This is a genomic window from Burkholderia lata, from assembly GCF_000012945.1.
Classification (GTDB): domain Bacteria; phylum Pseudomonadota; class Gammaproteobacteria; order Burkholderiales; family Burkholderiaceae; genus Burkholderia; species Burkholderia lata.
Genome location: NC_007510.1, coordinates 1,260,719 through 1,276,633, shown reverse-complemented (window position 1 = coordinate 1,276,633; position 15,915 = coordinate 1,260,719). Strand labels below are relative to the sequence as shown.

Annotated in this window: 9 protein-coding genes; 5 read left to right on the top strand and 4 right to left on the bottom strand. The window is 69.1% G+C overall.

Annotated elements, in window-relative coordinates:
* Window position 1 precedes the first annotated feature (1 nt).
* Both recB and recC read right to left on the bottom strand, forming a co-directional pair.
* Window positions 2-3,712 (bottom strand): exodeoxyribonuclease V subunit beta, encoded by a 3,711-nt coding sequence (gene recB / locus BCEP18194_RS11740; RefSeq protein WP_011351489.1) that lies wholly within the window; start codon window positions 3,710-3,712, stop codon window positions 2-4.
* On the bottom strand, window positions 3,709-7,047 hold the full coding sequence (gene recC, locus BCEP18194_RS11735) for an exodeoxyribonuclease V subunit gamma (protein WP_011351488.1): 3,339 nt from the start codon (window positions 7,045-7,047) through the stop codon (window positions 3,709-3,711). The genes recB and recC overlap by 4 nt, the downstream gene beginning before the upstream one ends.
* A gap of 182 nt (window positions 7,048-7,229) precedes the next feature.
* On the opposite strand from recC, the gene BCEP18194_RS11730 reads away from it, so the two are divergent.
* Window positions 7,230-9,521 (top strand): FUSC family protein, encoded by a 2,292-nt coding sequence (locus tag BCEP18194_RS11730; RefSeq protein WP_011351487.1) that lies wholly within the window; start codon window positions 7,230-7,232, stop codon window positions 9,519-9,521.
* Between the two features lie 290 nt (window positions 9,522-9,811).
* Complete coding sequence (locus BCEP18194_RS11725; protein ID WP_011351486.1) at window positions 9,812-11,179, top strand: amino acid permease; 1,368 nt, start codon at window positions 9,812-9,814, stop codon at window positions 11,177-11,179.
* Window positions 11,180-11,327: 148 nt separating this feature from the next.
* Here BCEP18194_RS11725 and BCEP18194_RS40745 read toward each other — a convergent pair whose 3' ends face one another.
* Window positions 11,328-11,489, bottom strand: a complete 162-nt coding sequence (locus BCEP18194_RS40745; protein WP_006476417.1) for a hypothetical protein — start codon at window positions 11,487-11,489, stop codon at window positions 11,328-11,330.
* A 243-nt stretch (window positions 11,490-11,732) separates the two neighbouring features.
* On the opposite strand from BCEP18194_RS40745, the gene BCEP18194_RS11720 reads away from it, so the two are divergent.
* The 3 genes from BCEP18194_RS11720 to BCEP18194_RS11710 are packed head-to-tail and all read left to right on the top strand — an operon-like array spanning window position 11,733 to window position 15,232.
* On the top strand, window positions 11,733-12,776 hold the full coding sequence (locus BCEP18194_RS11720; RefSeq protein ID WP_011351485.1) for a Fe(3+) ABC transporter substrate-binding protein: 1,044 nt from the start codon (window positions 11,733-11,735) through the stop codon (window positions 12,774-12,776).
* Window positions 12,766-14,454, top strand: coding sequence for an ABC transporter permease (locus BCEP18194_RS11715; RefSeq protein ID WP_011351484.1), 1,689 nt, complete (start codon window positions 12,766-12,768; stop codon window positions 14,452-14,454). The genes BCEP18194_RS11720 and BCEP18194_RS11715 overlap by 11 nt, the downstream gene beginning before the upstream one ends.
* 4 nt (window positions 14,455-14,458) lie before the next feature.
* A complete protein-coding gene (locus BCEP18194_RS11710) occupies window positions 14,459-15,232 on the top strand; it encodes an ABC transporter ATP-binding protein (protein WP_011351483.1) in 774 nt (257 codons plus the stop codon).
* A gap of 120 nt (window positions 15,233-15,352) precedes the next feature.
* Here the strand turns inward: BCEP18194_RS11710 and BCEP18194_RS11705 are convergent, their stop codons facing one another.
* Window positions 15,353-15,823: an Lrp/AsnC family transcriptional regulator gene (locus BCEP18194_RS11705; RefSeq protein ID WP_011351482.1), complete on the bottom strand. Its 471-nt coding sequence runs from the start codon at window positions 15,821-15,823 to the stop codon at window positions 15,353-15,355.
* Window positions 15,824-15,915 lie beyond the last annotated feature (92 nt).

Here is a 15,915-nt window from a genome sequence, read left to right as displayed (position 1 = left end):
TTCATGCGCGGCCCCCTTCCATCATCCGGTCGAGTGCGTCGACGAGCGCGCGCTCGGGCCGCCGCGCATGTACGCCGGCCGGTTCGCCGCCGCTGCGCCAGTCGGGCCGCACGCCACGCACGAACAGGTACAGGTAGCCCGCGATATGCGTGTCGTAGTCGTAGTCGGGCAGGCGCCCGCGCAGGTAGCGATGCAGTGCGACCGTATAGAGCAGCGCCTGCAGGTGATACGCGTGATCGGCCATCGCGACGTCGAGCGCGCGCGGGCCGTAGGCATCCGGCGTCGTGCCGAGATGGTTCGACTTCCAGTCGACGATCCAGAAGCGGCCGTCGTGTTCGACGATCATGTCGATGAAACCCTTGATGAAACCGGCGAGCATGCCCGCCTCCAGTGCAACGTCCGGGTAGCCGTGCGCGACCAGCAGGCGGCGCAGCGCCATCAGGTCCAGCGCGGGCGCCGGGAACAGGAAACCCATTTCGTCGAGCCGCTTCGCAGGATCGAGATCGGCGAGCCGCATGCCCGGCACGAGTTCGGTGCGCACGACATCGTCGACCAGTTGCACCATCATCGCCGGCAGGCGCGTGGCCAGCTCGGGCTCGGCCTCGACCGGCCGGTCGTGCAGCGCACCGAGCGCAGCCCTGGGCCATGACTCGGGCTCGGTGAACCGGCTGAGTTCGAACAGGCGGTGCAGGCACTCGCCGGCCGCCGCGCCGCGCGGGAATACGAGGATATCGTCGTCCGGCGGTTCGGGTGCGACCGGATCGGCCAATAGCCACTCGCCATCCGGCGTCACCGCGGCAAGCGCATCGTGATCGGGCCGCAGTTCGTCATCGGGCACGGCCGCGACGCCCGCCTCTTCGCGCGCCATCGTCGCGGTCAGCGAACTGAAGCTCGCCATCCGCCACGCATCGCGCAGCATGCGCGTCGCATGGCGCGCCGCGAGCGTCTGCGATGCGTCGTGCCCGGCCGCGAGACGCTCGGGGCGCACCGGCGCAGGCAGCGGCGCGACGCTCACGGGGCCGCCCGCAAGCGCCTGCCACGCCGTATCGAGCGCGGCTTCGTCGGGCGGCTCGTCGAGCCATGCATCGAATGACTGGCCGGCGCCGGCCACGAGCCAGTTGAGCACGCTGCGCCGCGCTTCGCGCGTCGAGCGCGACGACAGGTACGGCCCGGCGACGACGTAGCAACGATAGACCGCACGCGTGAGCGCCACGTAGACGAGCCGCGCGCGCTCCGCGGCCTGCTCGCGCAGCGCCTGCCGCGCCGCATGCTCGGCGGCCTCGTCGTCGCACCCGTAATGCAGCACCGCGTCGCCCGCATCGTCGTGATATTCGCGCGCATCGGGCAGCGCGGACGCGGGCGGCTCGCGCAACCCGCCGTCGTTCAGGAACGGACAGAACACGATCGCGTATTCGAGACCTTTCGACTTGTGCACGGTGACGATCTGCACGAGGTTGCGATCGGATTCGAGACGCAGCTGCGCTTCCTCGCCGCCGCCGTCGAGCCGTTGCGCGGCGAGCCAGCGCAGCGTCGGTGCGATGCCCGGTTGCGCGGACGCGCGTGCCTGCGTCAGTTCCGCCAGATGGTTGATGTCGGTCACGCGGCGTTCGCCGTCCGCGCCGGCCATCAGCCGCTCGGCAATCCGCAGCTCACGCGTGAACGTGCGCCACATCACCGCGAAGCCGCGTTCGCGCCACAACAGCCGATACCGCGAGAAGCGCTCGACCCAGCTCATCGCGTCGGCGCTATCCGCCGCCGATGCGTCACGTTGCGCATCGCCGTCGCCCTGCTCCATCCGCCACAGCGCGCCGGCATCGAGGCCGAACCAGTCGGACGCGAGCGCCGCACGCAAACGCCGCAGGTCGCCCGGCGCATCGATCGCCGCCAGCACGCGTTCGAGCTGCTCGGCGTCATGGGTCGAGAACACCGAAGCCTGCGCCAGTTCGACGCTGCCGATGCCCCACGTGGACAGCGCGCGCTTCACGAGACTGCCCTGCCGGTGCGTCTGCACCAGCACCGCGATGTCACCCGGCGACAGCGGCGTATCGCCGAGCCGCACGCGCCCTTCTCGCGCGCCGCGCATCAGCCGCGCGATCTCGGCGGCACAGGCCTGCGCGGCCTGTGCCTGCGCATCGCGCTTGAGCAACGTGCCTTCGCCGCCCGGTAATGCCCACACCCGGAAGTCGCCGGCCGGGCCCGGATCGGTTGCGTCGACGAACGGCGCACGCACGCGCGTGCCGGCGCGCACTGCGTAATAGTCGAGCCCGTCGAGCACGAATGCGCGTGGATTCGACATGAAGAAGCGGTTGCACGCATCGACGATCGCGGGCGTCGAACGCTGGTTGACCGCGAGCGTGTAGCGCTCGCTTGCCCGTGCGCGCGCGGCAAGATAGGTATGCAGATCGGCCGCGCGGAAGCTGTAGATCGCCTGCTTCGGATCGCCGACCAGAAACAGCGGGCCACCCGGTGCGAAGATCCGGTCGAAGATCGCGAACTGCAGCGGGTCGGTATCCTGGAACTCGTCGATCAGCGCGGCCGGATAACGCGCGCGCAGCGTCTCGGCGAGCCACGGATGCGCATGCAGCGCGTGGTACAGGTTCGCGAGCAGATCGTCGAACGAGACGACGCGCCGCGTGCGCTTGCGCTCGGCCAGCTCGCCCGGCGCCATGTCGAGCCATTCGGCGATCAGCGCGAGCCAGCGCGCACGCTGCGCGGCCTCGGCCGCGGCCACGGCCGCTTCGAGCGCGTTGGCCACGTCGAAGAACGCGTGCTCGGGCGTCGTGCCGCCTTTTTTCGTGGCCTTCACGAGCGCGGTGCGCGTGAGCTTCAGCGCAGCCTTCGGCAGCGCAGCCGTCGCGTCGCCCTGCGCGAAATGCGCGGTCCATGCGGCCAACGCATCGGCGACCGCTTCGGGTTTGTGCGAGCGCTGGTTGAGCGCGGGCTGCGCGGTGCGCAACAACGCTTCGATCGCTTCGCGCTCGGCCGCCCACATCCGCTCGGCCTCGGCGAAGCATTCGGCAGCCGCCGCCTCGGCCGATTCGTCCGGCTCGGTCACGCCGTCCCAGCGCAGCGCGGCAAGCGGTTTCTTGAGCCGGCGCGCAAGCTGCGCATCGAGCGCAGCCGGGCCGGCGCCCGATTCGACGAGCCAGGTCGCAAAGCCCGGCCAGCGCGCAGCCGCCGGTTCGACGCGCGTGCGCCAGAAATCCGCTGCGAGCTCGAAGCGCAGCGATGCGTCGTCGGCCTCCATGTCGAACGCGAACGGCATCGCCGCCGCGAACGGCGCTTCCTGCAGCGCACGCTGGCAAAACGCGTGAATCGTATGGATCGCGGCCTGGTCGAACGCACGCAGCGCGCGCCGGATCCGCTTCGCGGCCGTTTCGGGATCGAGCGTGCCGTCTTCGCCGAGCGTGGTTTCGAGCAGGCGCTCGATGAACGGATCGCCGCCGTCGTCACCCGTGTCGAGCGCATGTGCAAGCTGCGCGAGCCGGCCGCGAATCCGCTCGTGGAGTTCGGCGGTCGCCGCCTTCGTGAAGGTCACGACGAGGATTTCGTCAGCGCCGAGATCCTTCTCGAGCAACAAACGCACATAAAGCGCGCAGATATTCCAGGTCTTGCCGGTACCGGCCGACGCCTCGATCTGGTTGACGCCGTCGAGCGGGCACGCGAACACGTCGAGTTCGAGCGCCTGCTGCGGCTGCGACACGGCACTCATGCAACCTCCTTCAGATGCTCGACGAGCGGATCGAACACGAGCCGCGCGAGTGTGCCGAACGGCTCGTCGAGCGATGCATGCGCCCCGCGCCACGCGATCGCGATGGCCGGATCGTCAGCCTCGCTCACGACCCGCTCGTTGATCCAGACGCTTGCGGCCTTGGCTTCGCCGTCGGACACCCGCGCCCACGCGCTGCGCGGGAAAAACCGCAGCGGCATGCGCCGCCCCGCGCGAAACAGCGCGGCCAGCGGGGCGAGCTGCTCGAGCGGCGCCGCGACGGGCGTCAGCTCGAATGCACCGCCGCTGCCGAACCACAGCGTGCGGCGCGGGCCGCCAGGATCCACCGCACAGTAGACGAGATGCTCGAGCCACGCGGACAGGTAGTCGCGCGCACTCGGCCGCGCATAGCGGTAGATGATCTGCCCGGCTGGCGTGAGCCGGTTCAGCGTGCCGTGCAGTTCGAGCGGCGCGCTCACCGCGTCGCCCGACAGCAGCGCGTCGTCGGCGCCGAACAGCGCCTGTTCCGTGTCGGGCCAGGCGGGCACGACAGTGAGCGAGAACGGCCGCCGCTCCATCCCGTCGGCCAGCGCGCGGCGCACGTTCGATGCGAGCTGCGTCATCGAGCCAAGCGCCTGGTCGCGCCACACGGCGCCCGTCGCGCCGCCCGGCAGTTCGGGGCTCGCGTCCGCAATGCGCAGCGCGTGATCGTGCACGCCGCCCTCGTCCGATTCGATCAGCAACGGCAGCACGCGCTCGGCGAGCGCATCGCTGCCGGCGAAATCGAGCGCGAACGGCTCGGTGTCGAGCAGTTCGGCCTGCGCGTCGGCGAGCACGATGCCGAGCCGCGCGCGCAGCAGCGCACGCGCGGGATGCCGCCAGAAGCGCTCGAATTCGCTGAATGCGACCGGCTCGACCGGTTCGGCCGGCAGCGGCTGCGCGAAGAACGGTAGCTCGCGCGGCCCGTCGTGCGATGCCTCGGCCGCCAGCAGCGTCGCGAGCGTCGCACGCTCGGCGTCGTAGGAAACGAGTTCGCTGCCGGGCTGGAAATACGCGGCCGCGAACGGTTGCAGCGGATGCTCGACGACGAATGCGCGCCGCGCGGCATCGACCGCGTCCGGCGGCGCGTCGGGCCCGGCCGTGACGAGTGCGAGGTGGTCGAGCAGTTCGTCGACGAGTGCGGCGGGCGGCAACGGCGCGTTGTCGCGAATGCTGCGGCCCGTGTACGCAATCATCAGCCGGTCGCGCGCGGCGAGCAGCAGGTCGAGAAACAGGTTGCGCTCGTCGTCGCGGCGCTGCCGGTCGCCGAGTTTCGGCAACACGGCCATCAGGTCGAATTCATCGGCACGCGCGAGGCTCGGCAGCACGCCATCGTCCATCCCGAGCAGGCAGACGACGCGATACGGCAGGCCGCGCAGGCTCGTCAGCGACGAGAACGTGACCCCGCCCCACGGCACACCGCCGCGCGCCGGATCGTCGAGCGCAGCGGCCAGCCCCGCCCGGACGACGGCCGCCGGCAACGCTTCGTCGGGCGCGCCCTCCGTCATCGCCGCCAGCATCGCGTCGAGCGCGTCGCGCACCCCCGCGAGCGCGTCCGCATACGCGGCGCCCGAATCGAAGAAACGCGCGAGCGTATCGGCGAACAGCTCGCTCCAGCCTTGCGGCGTATGCGATTCGGCCAGCCGCCGCGCGAAGCCGTCGAGATCGTCGGTGAAGCGCGCGAGCCGGCCGAGCAGTTCGGCCTCGCTGCCGGTGGCCGCCTCGATCGGCAGCCACGCGCCGACCGGCGCCGCGCCTTCCGGCATCGCATAACCGAGAAAGAGCCGCGCGAGCGCATCGGAGAACGTATGGCGTGGCGACGGCACCGCCGCGTCGTCGCTCGCGAGCGGCGACAGCCCGCGCCGCGCGCCGGCGGCCGCGAGCCAGGTCTGCACCGTCTCCAGCGCCGCCGCATCGATGCCGTAGCGCGCCGCCACCGCGTCGACGCGCAGCCATTCGACCAGCTCGGGCGCGCCGACCTGCCGCTCCGGCAACGCGAGCCAGTCGAGCAGCACGCGCGCGACCGGATTCGCCTGCGACGGCGGCAGGCCGGTGATCCGGTAAGGCACGCGCGAGCCGCCGGCGCCGGCCGTGCCGAACACGGCGTCGATCAGCGGCCCGGCCGCCGCGAGATCGGCCACCGCGACGAGCACGTCGGACGGCTGCAGGCTCGCGTCGGCGTCGAACCACGCGAGCAGCCGGTCGTGCAGTACCTCGAGCTGGCGCGCGAGGCTGTGGCACACGTGCACCTCGATCCCGCGCTCGGCCGGCGTGTCGCCTACGTCAGCCTCCGGCTGCAGTTCGAGAATCGCGTTCTGCACGCGCGCGAGCCAGGTCGACGCGGGATTCTCGACGAAACGCGACGCGTCGCCCGACGCGGCGCTTTCAGTCAGTTCGTGCAGCATGTGCAGCTGCGCCTGCGTCTGCCTGCCCCATTCGGCGAGCAGCGGATGGCCGACTTCCTGGTAGTCGAGCCGCCCGGCCGCATCGAGCGCATCGGCATGCGCGGCGGTCACGATGTCGAACCAGAATTCGCGGCACGGGTTCAGCGCATAGACGCGCACGTCGATCCAGCGCGACAGCTCGCGCAGCAACGCGACGTGCAGCGGCGGCATCGTCGGCAGTGCGAACACGCTGACCGATTCCGGCCAGTCCGCGTGCGCGATGGTTTCGGCATCGAGATGCCGCGCCTCGACGAGAAAACGGTGCGCCGGCGGCGTGCCGCTGTCGCTCAGCTCGGCGAGCAGCGCGCGCCACAGCGCGGCCTGCCAGCGCTCGTCGTCGCGTGCGGCGTCGCTGATCCCGCGCGGCGCGCCGTCGCCCGCGAGCACGGACTCGCCGGCCTGCCATGCGGACAGCCATTCGGGGCGATAGGTCAGGTAATGATCGAGCACGGCCGCGACGCGGTGTGCAAGCTCGTAGCGCATCGCATCGTCGGACGCGGACAGATACGCGGCCAGCCGCGGCGACGCCAGCCACGGCGTCCCGTCGGGCGCCTGCGCAAACAGCCGGTAGCAGCGCCACACGAGGCGGTCGGGCGCAAACGGCGAACGCTTGGGTACGTCCATCACGCGGCCGATCTGCGCCCACAGCCATTGCGCGAGATACGTGAACTCGACGTTCGCGCACACGCCGTTGCGCGCGGCGATGTCGAGTTCGAGACGGCGGCGCAACGCCGCGCTCGGCACGATGACCTGCTGCTGCGCCCACGGGCCGTTGCGGGCCGGGAACGCGGCCAGATCCTCGAGCAGCGCGTCGGCTAGCGTTTCGTGATGGTTCGAATAGAAGAGATGGAGCATGAAGCAGGCGTCGGAACCTCGCGCCGGCCGGGCCGGGCGAACAGGATCACCAAGGATAGCAAATGGACCGCCGTCGCGGACCTCGTCCGGAAAGCCAGGTTTTGCGGACCGCGAAATACGATAGACTCGTCGCCAGTCAAGATGCCGCCCCCGGGTGTCTTCGTCTGCCATTCAGCCCATCGATGCGCTATTCGGTCGAAATCAGAAAGTTTTTCTACAGCCAGTACTTTTTCGGCGGCCTGCGGATCGCGGTCGGCGTTTCGCTGCCGGCCGTGCTGTGCCTGATCGTGTTTCACAACCGGGAGCTCGGCTTCACGATCTCGACGGGCGCGCTCGGCGCCTGCGTCGTCGACATGCCGGGCCCGCTCAAGTACAAGCACAACGAAATGCTCGCTTGCAGCGTGATCGGTTTTCTGGCCGCGCTCGCCACCGGCCTCGCGACACCGAACATCTTCGTGCTGTGGCTCACCATCGTGCCGCTCACCTTCGTGCTGTCGCTGATCGTGGTCTACGGCAACCGCTGGCCGCAGATCAGCTTCGCGACGCTGTTCATGATGGTGATGACGCTCGAGGAGAAGTTCACGCCGCTGGAGGCGTTCATCAATGCCGGCTGGATTCTCGCGGGCGGCCTCTGGTACACGTACTGGGCCACGCTCGTGTCGCAATGGCAAGCGCGCCGGATCGAGCAGCAGGCGCTCGCCGAGAGCCTGTTCGCGTGCGCCGACTACCTGCTCGCGCGTGCGCAGTTCTACGACCTCGATGCCGATCTCGACGAGTGCTACCGCAATCTCGTCGCCAAGCAGATTACTGCGGTCGAAACCCAGGAAACCGCGCGCGACATCGTGCTGCGCAACCTGCCGAAGCTGCGCCGCGGCAAGCTCGATCCCGGCCGCACGACAATGTACAACCTGTTCATCAACAGCGTCGACCTGCACGAGCTGTTCGTCGGCGCGCACACCGACTATCCGCTGGTGCGCAATACGTTCGGCGGCTCCGATCTGATCATTTTCTACCGCGACCTGATCCGCAAGGCGGCCGCCGATCTCGAGGAAATCGGCCTCGCGGTGCTCGAGAACCGCGCACCGCACTCACGCGTCAGCGTGAAGGCCGAGTTGCGCGCGATCGAGTACGAGATCGAGCTGATGCGCAAGAAGAACTTCCCGGCCACCAACGCGGAAGCGTATGCGGCCGTGCTCGCCACGTTCCGGCGCATCTGGAGCGCGACGCGCCTGATCGACCGGATGCGCCGCAACCTGTCGGGCCACGCCGATCCGCAGCAAACCGAACTGAAGATCGACAAGGCGCTCACGCGCTTCCTGCAACGCCGCCGGATGTCGCCGCTGCTGATCTTCTCGAATCTGAACATGCGCTCGCCGAGCTTCCGCCACGCGCTGCGCGTGACGATCGCGGTGGCGGTCGGGTTCTGGCTCGGCCGGCTGCTGCCGCTCACGAACGCGTACTGGATCGTGATGACGACCATCATCATCCTGAAACCCGGTTACTCGCTCACCAAGCAGCGCAACGCGCAGCGGATCATCGGCACGCTGATCGGCTGCGCGGCGAGCATCGCGCTGATCTACACGGTGAAGGAGCCGCACCTGCTGATCGCGATCATGTTCGGGTCGATGGTGATGAGCTACAGCCTGCTGCTGTTCAACTACGCGGCGAGCGTCGTGTTCACGTCGTCGTACGTGCTGCTGATGTTCCACCTGCTCGCGCCGGGCAGCATGCGGATCATCGGCGAGCGCGCGATCGACACGGTGGTCGGGTGCATGATCGCGATCGCCGCGAGCCGGCTGTTCCCGTACTGGGAATACCGGCTGATGGGCAAGCAGGTCGCCGACATGCTCACCGCCACCCGCAAGTATTTCGAGGCCGTGTGGCGCGCCGGGCGCGGCATGTCGCCGCCGCCGGTGCCGGCCGCCGACGGCGCAGCCGTCGTGCCGGTCATCGCCGCGGCCATCGAGACGCCGGCCACGACCCTCGACGACGACTACCGCTACCGCCTCGCGCGCAAGGACGTGCACATCGCGTTCGCGAATCTCGGGCAGGCGTTCCAGCGGATGATGATCGAGCCGAAGGCCCACCAGCGCTTCGTGCCCGAACTGAACGACCTGCTCGTGCAGACGCACGTGCTCGGCGCGCAGATCACGGCCGCCGCGCCGCTGATCCGCACCGCCTGCGCGGCCGACGGCAGCATCCTCCATGACGACGCGCTGCATCGCGGCCTTGCCGCGGTGCTCGACAATCTCGAGAAGGCCGAGGCCGGCGAGCCGCCGCCCGCCGATCAGCTCGACGCGTCGAAGCAGATCACGCGCGACCTCGACGCGATGGTCGTGTCCGCGGAGAAATCCGATGCGGTGGGCGCCGAACTCACGCACGACCTGAAGGTGCTCGCGCACCAGTGCAAGCAGATGCTCGCGTCGTCGCTGCTGATCCGCAAGGATGCGAGCGTGATCCGCCTGCCCGCCTGACCCAGGCTCTACCCCGCCGGTGGCCGGCCCGCGCATGCCGCGGATCGGCCCCGGCGCCCCCCGATTCAGCGATCCCCGAAGCATGACCCGCCCGTTCCACACGGCCTGCGCCCTCGGCGCACGACCGCCCCTCCCCCTATTGCGCCCATCGCGCCAGTCAGGGAATACCCGATTCCGGTCACCCGGCCCGGCTTGTTATCATTCGTTCACATTTAAGTTGTCTATACAACTTGAACCAATCGGACCGGCCCCGCTCGCCCGGTCCGTCGCATAACGATATCGGAGACACGATGAAAAACTTGCAGCGCCACCTGAGTGCGCGGCACATCCGCTTTCTCGCGCTGGGTTCGGCGATCGGCACGGGCCTGTTCTACGGTTCGGCGTCCGCGATCCAGCTCGCGGGCCCGGCCGTGATCCTGGCGTACATCCTCGGCGGCGCGGCCGTCTACATGGTGATGCGCGCGCTCGGCGAGATGGCCGTGCGCGACCCGGTCGCCGGCTCGTTCGGCCACTACGCGACCGAGAACCTCGGCCCGTTCGCCGGGTTCGTCACCGGCTGGACCTACACGCTCGAAATGGTGATCGTCGCGATCGCCGACATCACCGCGTTCGGCATCTACATGGGCTTCTGGTTTCCGGATGTCCCGCAATGGATCTGGGTGCTCGGCGTCGTCGCGATCATCTGCGGGCTGAACCTGTGCCATGTGAAGGTGTTCGGCGAGCTCGAATTCTGGCTGTCGATCATCAAGGTCGGCGCGATCGTCGCGATGATCGGCGGCGGCGTCGCGATCCTGCTGACCGGCATGCACTTCGGCCACTCGGCCGACGTGCCGACGTTCGCGAACCTGTGGAACCACGGCGGCTTCCTGCCGAACGGCGTCGGCGGGCTGATCGCGTCGCTGTCGGTCGTGATCTTCGCGTACGGCGGGATCGAGGTGATCGGCATGAGCGCCGGCGAGGCGAAGGATCCGGAACGCGTGATTCCGCGCGCGATCAACGCGGTGCCCGCACGCATCCTGCTGTTCTACGTGCTGACGATGGTCGTATTGATGTCGATCAGCCCGTGGACGGGTGTCGGCAACGAAGGCAGCCCGTTCGTGCAGATCTTCTCGGCGCTCGGCGTGAAGTCGGCCGCGACGATCCTCAACCTGGTGGTGATCAGCGCGGCGATCTCCGCGATCAACAGCGACATCTTCGGCGCGGGCCGGATGATGTTCGGGATGGCGCGCCAGGGCCAGGCGCCGCGCGTGCTGATGACGACGTCGCGGCACGGTGTGCCGTGGGTCACGGTGGTCGTGATGGCAGCCGCGCTGCTCGTCGGCGTGCTGCTCAACTACCTGATGCCGAAGGACGTGTTCCTGATGGTCGCGGCGATCGCGACGTTCGCCACCGTGTGGGTGTGGCTGATGATCCTGCTGTCGCAGGTCGCGATGCGCCGCCGGCTGTCGAGCACCGAAGTCGCGGCGCTGAAGTTCAAGGTGCCGTTGTGGCCGGTCGCGCCGGCACTGACGATCGCGTTCATGGGCTTCGTGATCGTGATGCTCGGCTGGTTCGAGGACACGCGCGTCGCGCTGTATGTCGGCGCGGCCTGGCTCGCGCTGCTCGCGCTCGTGTTCTACGCACGGATCCGCCCGAAATTCGCACCTGCGTCACGTTGACGCACGACTGACCCGCATACGCGGCGCGCCGGCTCCGGCGCCCGCTTCTCTCCCGGCTCCGCGCGGCATCCCGCGCGCCAATAGCCGGAGATTCATCCCCTTCGCCTGCCTCCTACGTGCGCGGCCCGCCGGGCCGCGCATCGGCACGTCAGTGCGACGCCGCGCTCGCGGCTTCGGCCGGATGGGCCTCGTCGTACGCGTGCTTCTGTGAAATCGCGTTGTACAGGATCGTCCCGATCACGAGCAGCACGGCCACGACGATCAGGATGCTCACGTTGCGGACAGGGTTCTTCTTGCGCTGATCGTTCATGGTCGGGGCGACTCCGTCAAATTCATCGAAGCGGGCATTCTACGCGCTTGCGCGTCCGCTGCGACGCGCCGGTTCCGATCCTCATCCCCCGCCTACTCCCGCCCTCCTCAAGCTTTCATTTGATAATCGTTCCTATTTCGATCTAGAATCTCGAGTCTTTCATTTTGTAATGTTTCGGGTCGCTCGGGCGGCAGGCGCGCCCCGGAACGCTCCCTTCGTCCACCTGCCCCTTCCGGAGTCTTCATGTCGAATCCGCGCACCCGCCTGCTGCCGCTTGCCGGCGCCCTCGCCCTTGCCGCCGCCGCATTCGCGCCGCTGGCCCACGCGGCCGAGGAAGTGAGCCTGTACACCACCCGCGAACCGAAGCTGATCCAGCCGCTCATCGACGCGTTCACCAAGCAGAGCGGCGTCAAGGTCAACACGGTGTTCGTGAAGGACGGCCTGCTCGAGCGCGTGAAGGCGGAAGGCGCGCAATCGCCGGCCGACGTGCTGATGACGGTCGACGTCGGCAACCTGCTCGATCTCGTCGACGGAGGGCTCACGCAGCCGGTGCGCTCGAAGGCGCTCGACGACGCGATTCCCGCGAACCTGCGCGGCGCGAACGGCGACTGGTACGCGCTGTCGCTGCGCGACCGCGTGCTGTACGTCGAGAAGGACCTGAAGGTCGACGCGTTCCGCTACGAGGATCTCGCCGATCCGAAATGGAAGGGCAAGGTCTGCATCCGCTCGGGCCAGCATCCGTACAACACGGCGCTCGTCGCGGCGATGATCGCGCACGATGGCGAAGCGGCGACGGAGAAGTGGCTGCGCGGCGTGAAGGCGAACCTCGCGCGCAAGGCGACGGGCGGCGACCGCGACGTCGCGCGCGACATCCTCGGCGGCATCTGCGACGTCGGCCTCGCGAACGCTTACTACGTCGGTCACATGAAGAATGCGGAGGCCGGCAGCGACGCGCGCAAGTGGGGCGACGCGATCAAGGTCGTGCGCCCGACGTTCGCGAACGCGAAGAGCGGCGGCACGCACGTGAACATCAGCGGCGCGACGGTCGCGAAACACGCGCCGCACAAGGCCAACGCGGTAAAGCTGCTCGAATACCTCGTGTCGCCGGAAGCGCAGGCGCTGTATGCGCAGGCGAACTACGAATACCCGGTGCGCGCGAACGTGAAGCTCGACCCGGTGATCGCCAGCTTCGGCACGCTGAAGATCGACCCGCTGCCGCTGGCGGACATCGCGAAGCATCGCAAGCAGGCGAGCCAGCTGGTCGACAAGGTCGGCTTTGACAACTGACGCATCCACCGCCGGCGCGCGCCGGCCGCCGTGCCGGCCGCGCCTGCTGCCGCGCGCGGGCAGCCTGTGGCTGCTCGCGGCGCTGGCGATCGCCGCGGCGGTCGCGGCGCCGCTTGCGGTGCTCGTGGCCGCCGCGTTCGACGCCGATCTCGCGCACTGGCGGCATCTCGCCGAATTCGTGCTGCCGCAGGCGCTCGTCAATACGATGCTGCTGCTCGCGGGCGTCGGCGCGATCGTGTCGATCGTCGGCACGGGCTGCGCCTGGCTCGTCACCGCATACGACTTTCCAGGCCGCCGGATGCTGACGTGGGCGCTGCTGCTGCCGCTCGCGGTTCCCACCTACATCGTCGCATTCGCGTATCTCGACCTGCTGCACCCGATCGGCCCCGTGCAGGGCGCGGTCCGCTGGATGCTCGGCTTCGACAGCCCGCGCCAGTTCCGCCTGCCCGACCTGCGCTCGCTGCCCGGTGCGATCTTCGTGCTCGGCTTCGTGCTGTATCCGTATGTTTACCTGAGCACGCGCGCGATGTTCGTCACGCAGTCCGCGAGCCTGCTCGAAGCCGCGCGCACGCTCGGCGCGGGACGCATCGCCACGTTCTGGCGCGTCGTCGTGCCGCTCGCGCGGCCCGCGATCGCGGTCGGCGTGAGCCTCGCGCTGCTCGAAACGCTGAACGACATCGGCGCGTCGGAATTCCTCGGCGTGCAGACGCTGACCGTGTCCGTCTACACGACATGGATCACGCGCTCCGAACTCGCCGGCGCCGCGCAGATCGCGCTCGCGATGCTCGCGATCGTCGTCGGCATGATCGTCCTCGAACGCTACGGCCGCCGCCGCCAACGCTACGCGCATGGCCGACGCATGCGGCCGATCGCGCCGCGCCGCCTGACGGGCACGGCCGCATTCGGCGCCGCCGTGCTCGGCTGGCTGCCCGTGCTGCTCGGCTTCGGCGCGCCGGCCGCGTACCTCGCGGTCGAGACGGCCAAGCGGCTGCATCTGGTCGGCGGCGTATCCGAACAACTGATGACGGGGCTCGCGAACACGCTGACGATCGCCACCGCCGCCACCGTCGCGACGCTCGCGTGCGGGCTCGTCGTCGCATGGGCCGCACGCGCGCAACGCGACAGCGCCCGCGCGGGTCCGGCCCGCGTGGGCGCGAGAATCGCGAGCCTCGGCTATGCGGTGCCGGGCACCGTGCTCGCGATCGGCCTGCTGATCCCGTTCGCGGCGGCCGACCGGCTGTTCAGCGCGGTGCTCGGCCGCGACGGGCTGCTGCTGATGGGGTCGACCGCCGCGCTCGTGATCGCCTATACCGTGCGCTTTCTCGCGATCCCGGCCGGCAGCATCGAAGCCGGCCTCGCGCGCATCCCGCCGTCGCTCGAACAGGCGTCGCGCTCGCTCGGCGAGACGGCCGGCGGCACGCTGCGCCGCGTGCACCTGCCGCTGCTGCGGCCCGCGCTCACGACCAGCGCGCTGCTGGTGTTCGTCGACGCGATGAAGGAACTGCCGGCGACGCTGCTGCTGCGTCCGCTGAACTTCGACACGCTCGCGACCTGGCTGTATGCGGAAGCCGCGCGCGGCACCTACGAGGAAGGCGCGGTCGCCGCGCTCGCGATCGTGCTGGCCGGGCTGGTGCCCGTGATCCTGCTCGCCCGCACCCGCCACAAGATCGGAGCCTGACACCGTGAACCTGCTCGAACTCGATGACCTCTGCCTCGCGTACGACACGCCGCACGGCCGCCGCACGGTGGTCGACGGGCTGAGCCTTGCACTGCCGCGCGGCGACATCGGCTGCCTGCTCGGCGCGTCCGGCTGCGGCAAGACCACCGTGCTGCGCGCGATCGCCGGCTTCGAACCGGTACGCATGGGACGCATCGTGCTGGACGGCGCGCCCGTCGCGGCGCCGTCGCTCGACGTGCCGCCCGAGCGGCGCCGCATCGGCATGATGTTCCAGGACTACGCGCTGTTCCCGCACCTGAGCGCGGCGGACAACGTCGCGTTCGGCCTGCGGCGCATGCCGAAAGCCGAACGGCGCATGCGCGTCGCGGAGATGCTCGACCTCGTCGGCCTCGCCGATTCCGGCAACGCCTATCCGCACGAACTGTCGGGCGGCCAGCAGCAGCGCGTTGCACTCGCGCGTGCGCTCGCGCCGTCGCCGGAGCTACTGCTGCTCGACGAGCCGTTCTCGAATCTCGACGTCGATACGCGCGAGCGGCTCGCGTTCGAGCTGCGCGACATCCTGAAACGCACCGGCCACACCGCGATCCTCGTCACGCACAACCAGGCCGAAGCATTTGCGATCGCCGACCGGATCGGCGTGATGAAGGACGGCCAGCTCGCGCAATGGGATACGCCGTACGCGCTACATCACCATCCGGCCAGCCCGTTCGTCGCGGATTTCGTGCGGCGCGACGCGCTGGCCGACGAACGCGCGCGTGCACTGGCGCGCGGCCGCTGAACCCGCGGGCGCGATGCGCGCCCGCGTCGTTTCATTGCCGCGCTTCGTTACCGCCTTCCATTGCCGCCTTCCATTGCCGCGTTTCATTGCCGCGTTTCATTGCCGCGTTTCATTGCCGCGTCAGGCCGGCTCCGCAAGATCGCGCACGGGCAGCGCGGTCGAATACTTGATCTGCTCCATCGCGAACGACGAGCTGACGTCGAACAGCGGCACCGCGCGAATCAGCTGCTTGTAGACGCGGTCGTAATCGTCGATGCCAGCCACCACGACGCGCAGCAGGTAATCGGTCTCGCCGCTCATCCGGTACACCTCGACCACTTCCGGCATGTCGCGCACGGCCTGCGTGAAACGCTGCGCCCATTCCTCGGTGTGCTGGTTCGTGCGGATCGCGACGAACACGGTCGTGCCGACCCCGAGCTTGCGCGGATCGCACAGCGCAACCTGCGCGCGAATCGCGCCGGTTTCCTTGAGCCGCTGCACGCGCTTCCAGCACGGCGTCTGCGACAGGTTCACGCGCTGTGCCAGTTCCGCGATCGGCAGCGTGGCATCCGCCTGCAACAGCTCCAGCAGCTTGCGATCGATGGCGTCCATTTCTCCAGTCCCTCGTAGATAGAAATTTATTCTATTCATCCTGCACAACGGGGAACAATATGGAAACGGCTTCACCGCGTCGACCGGTATAA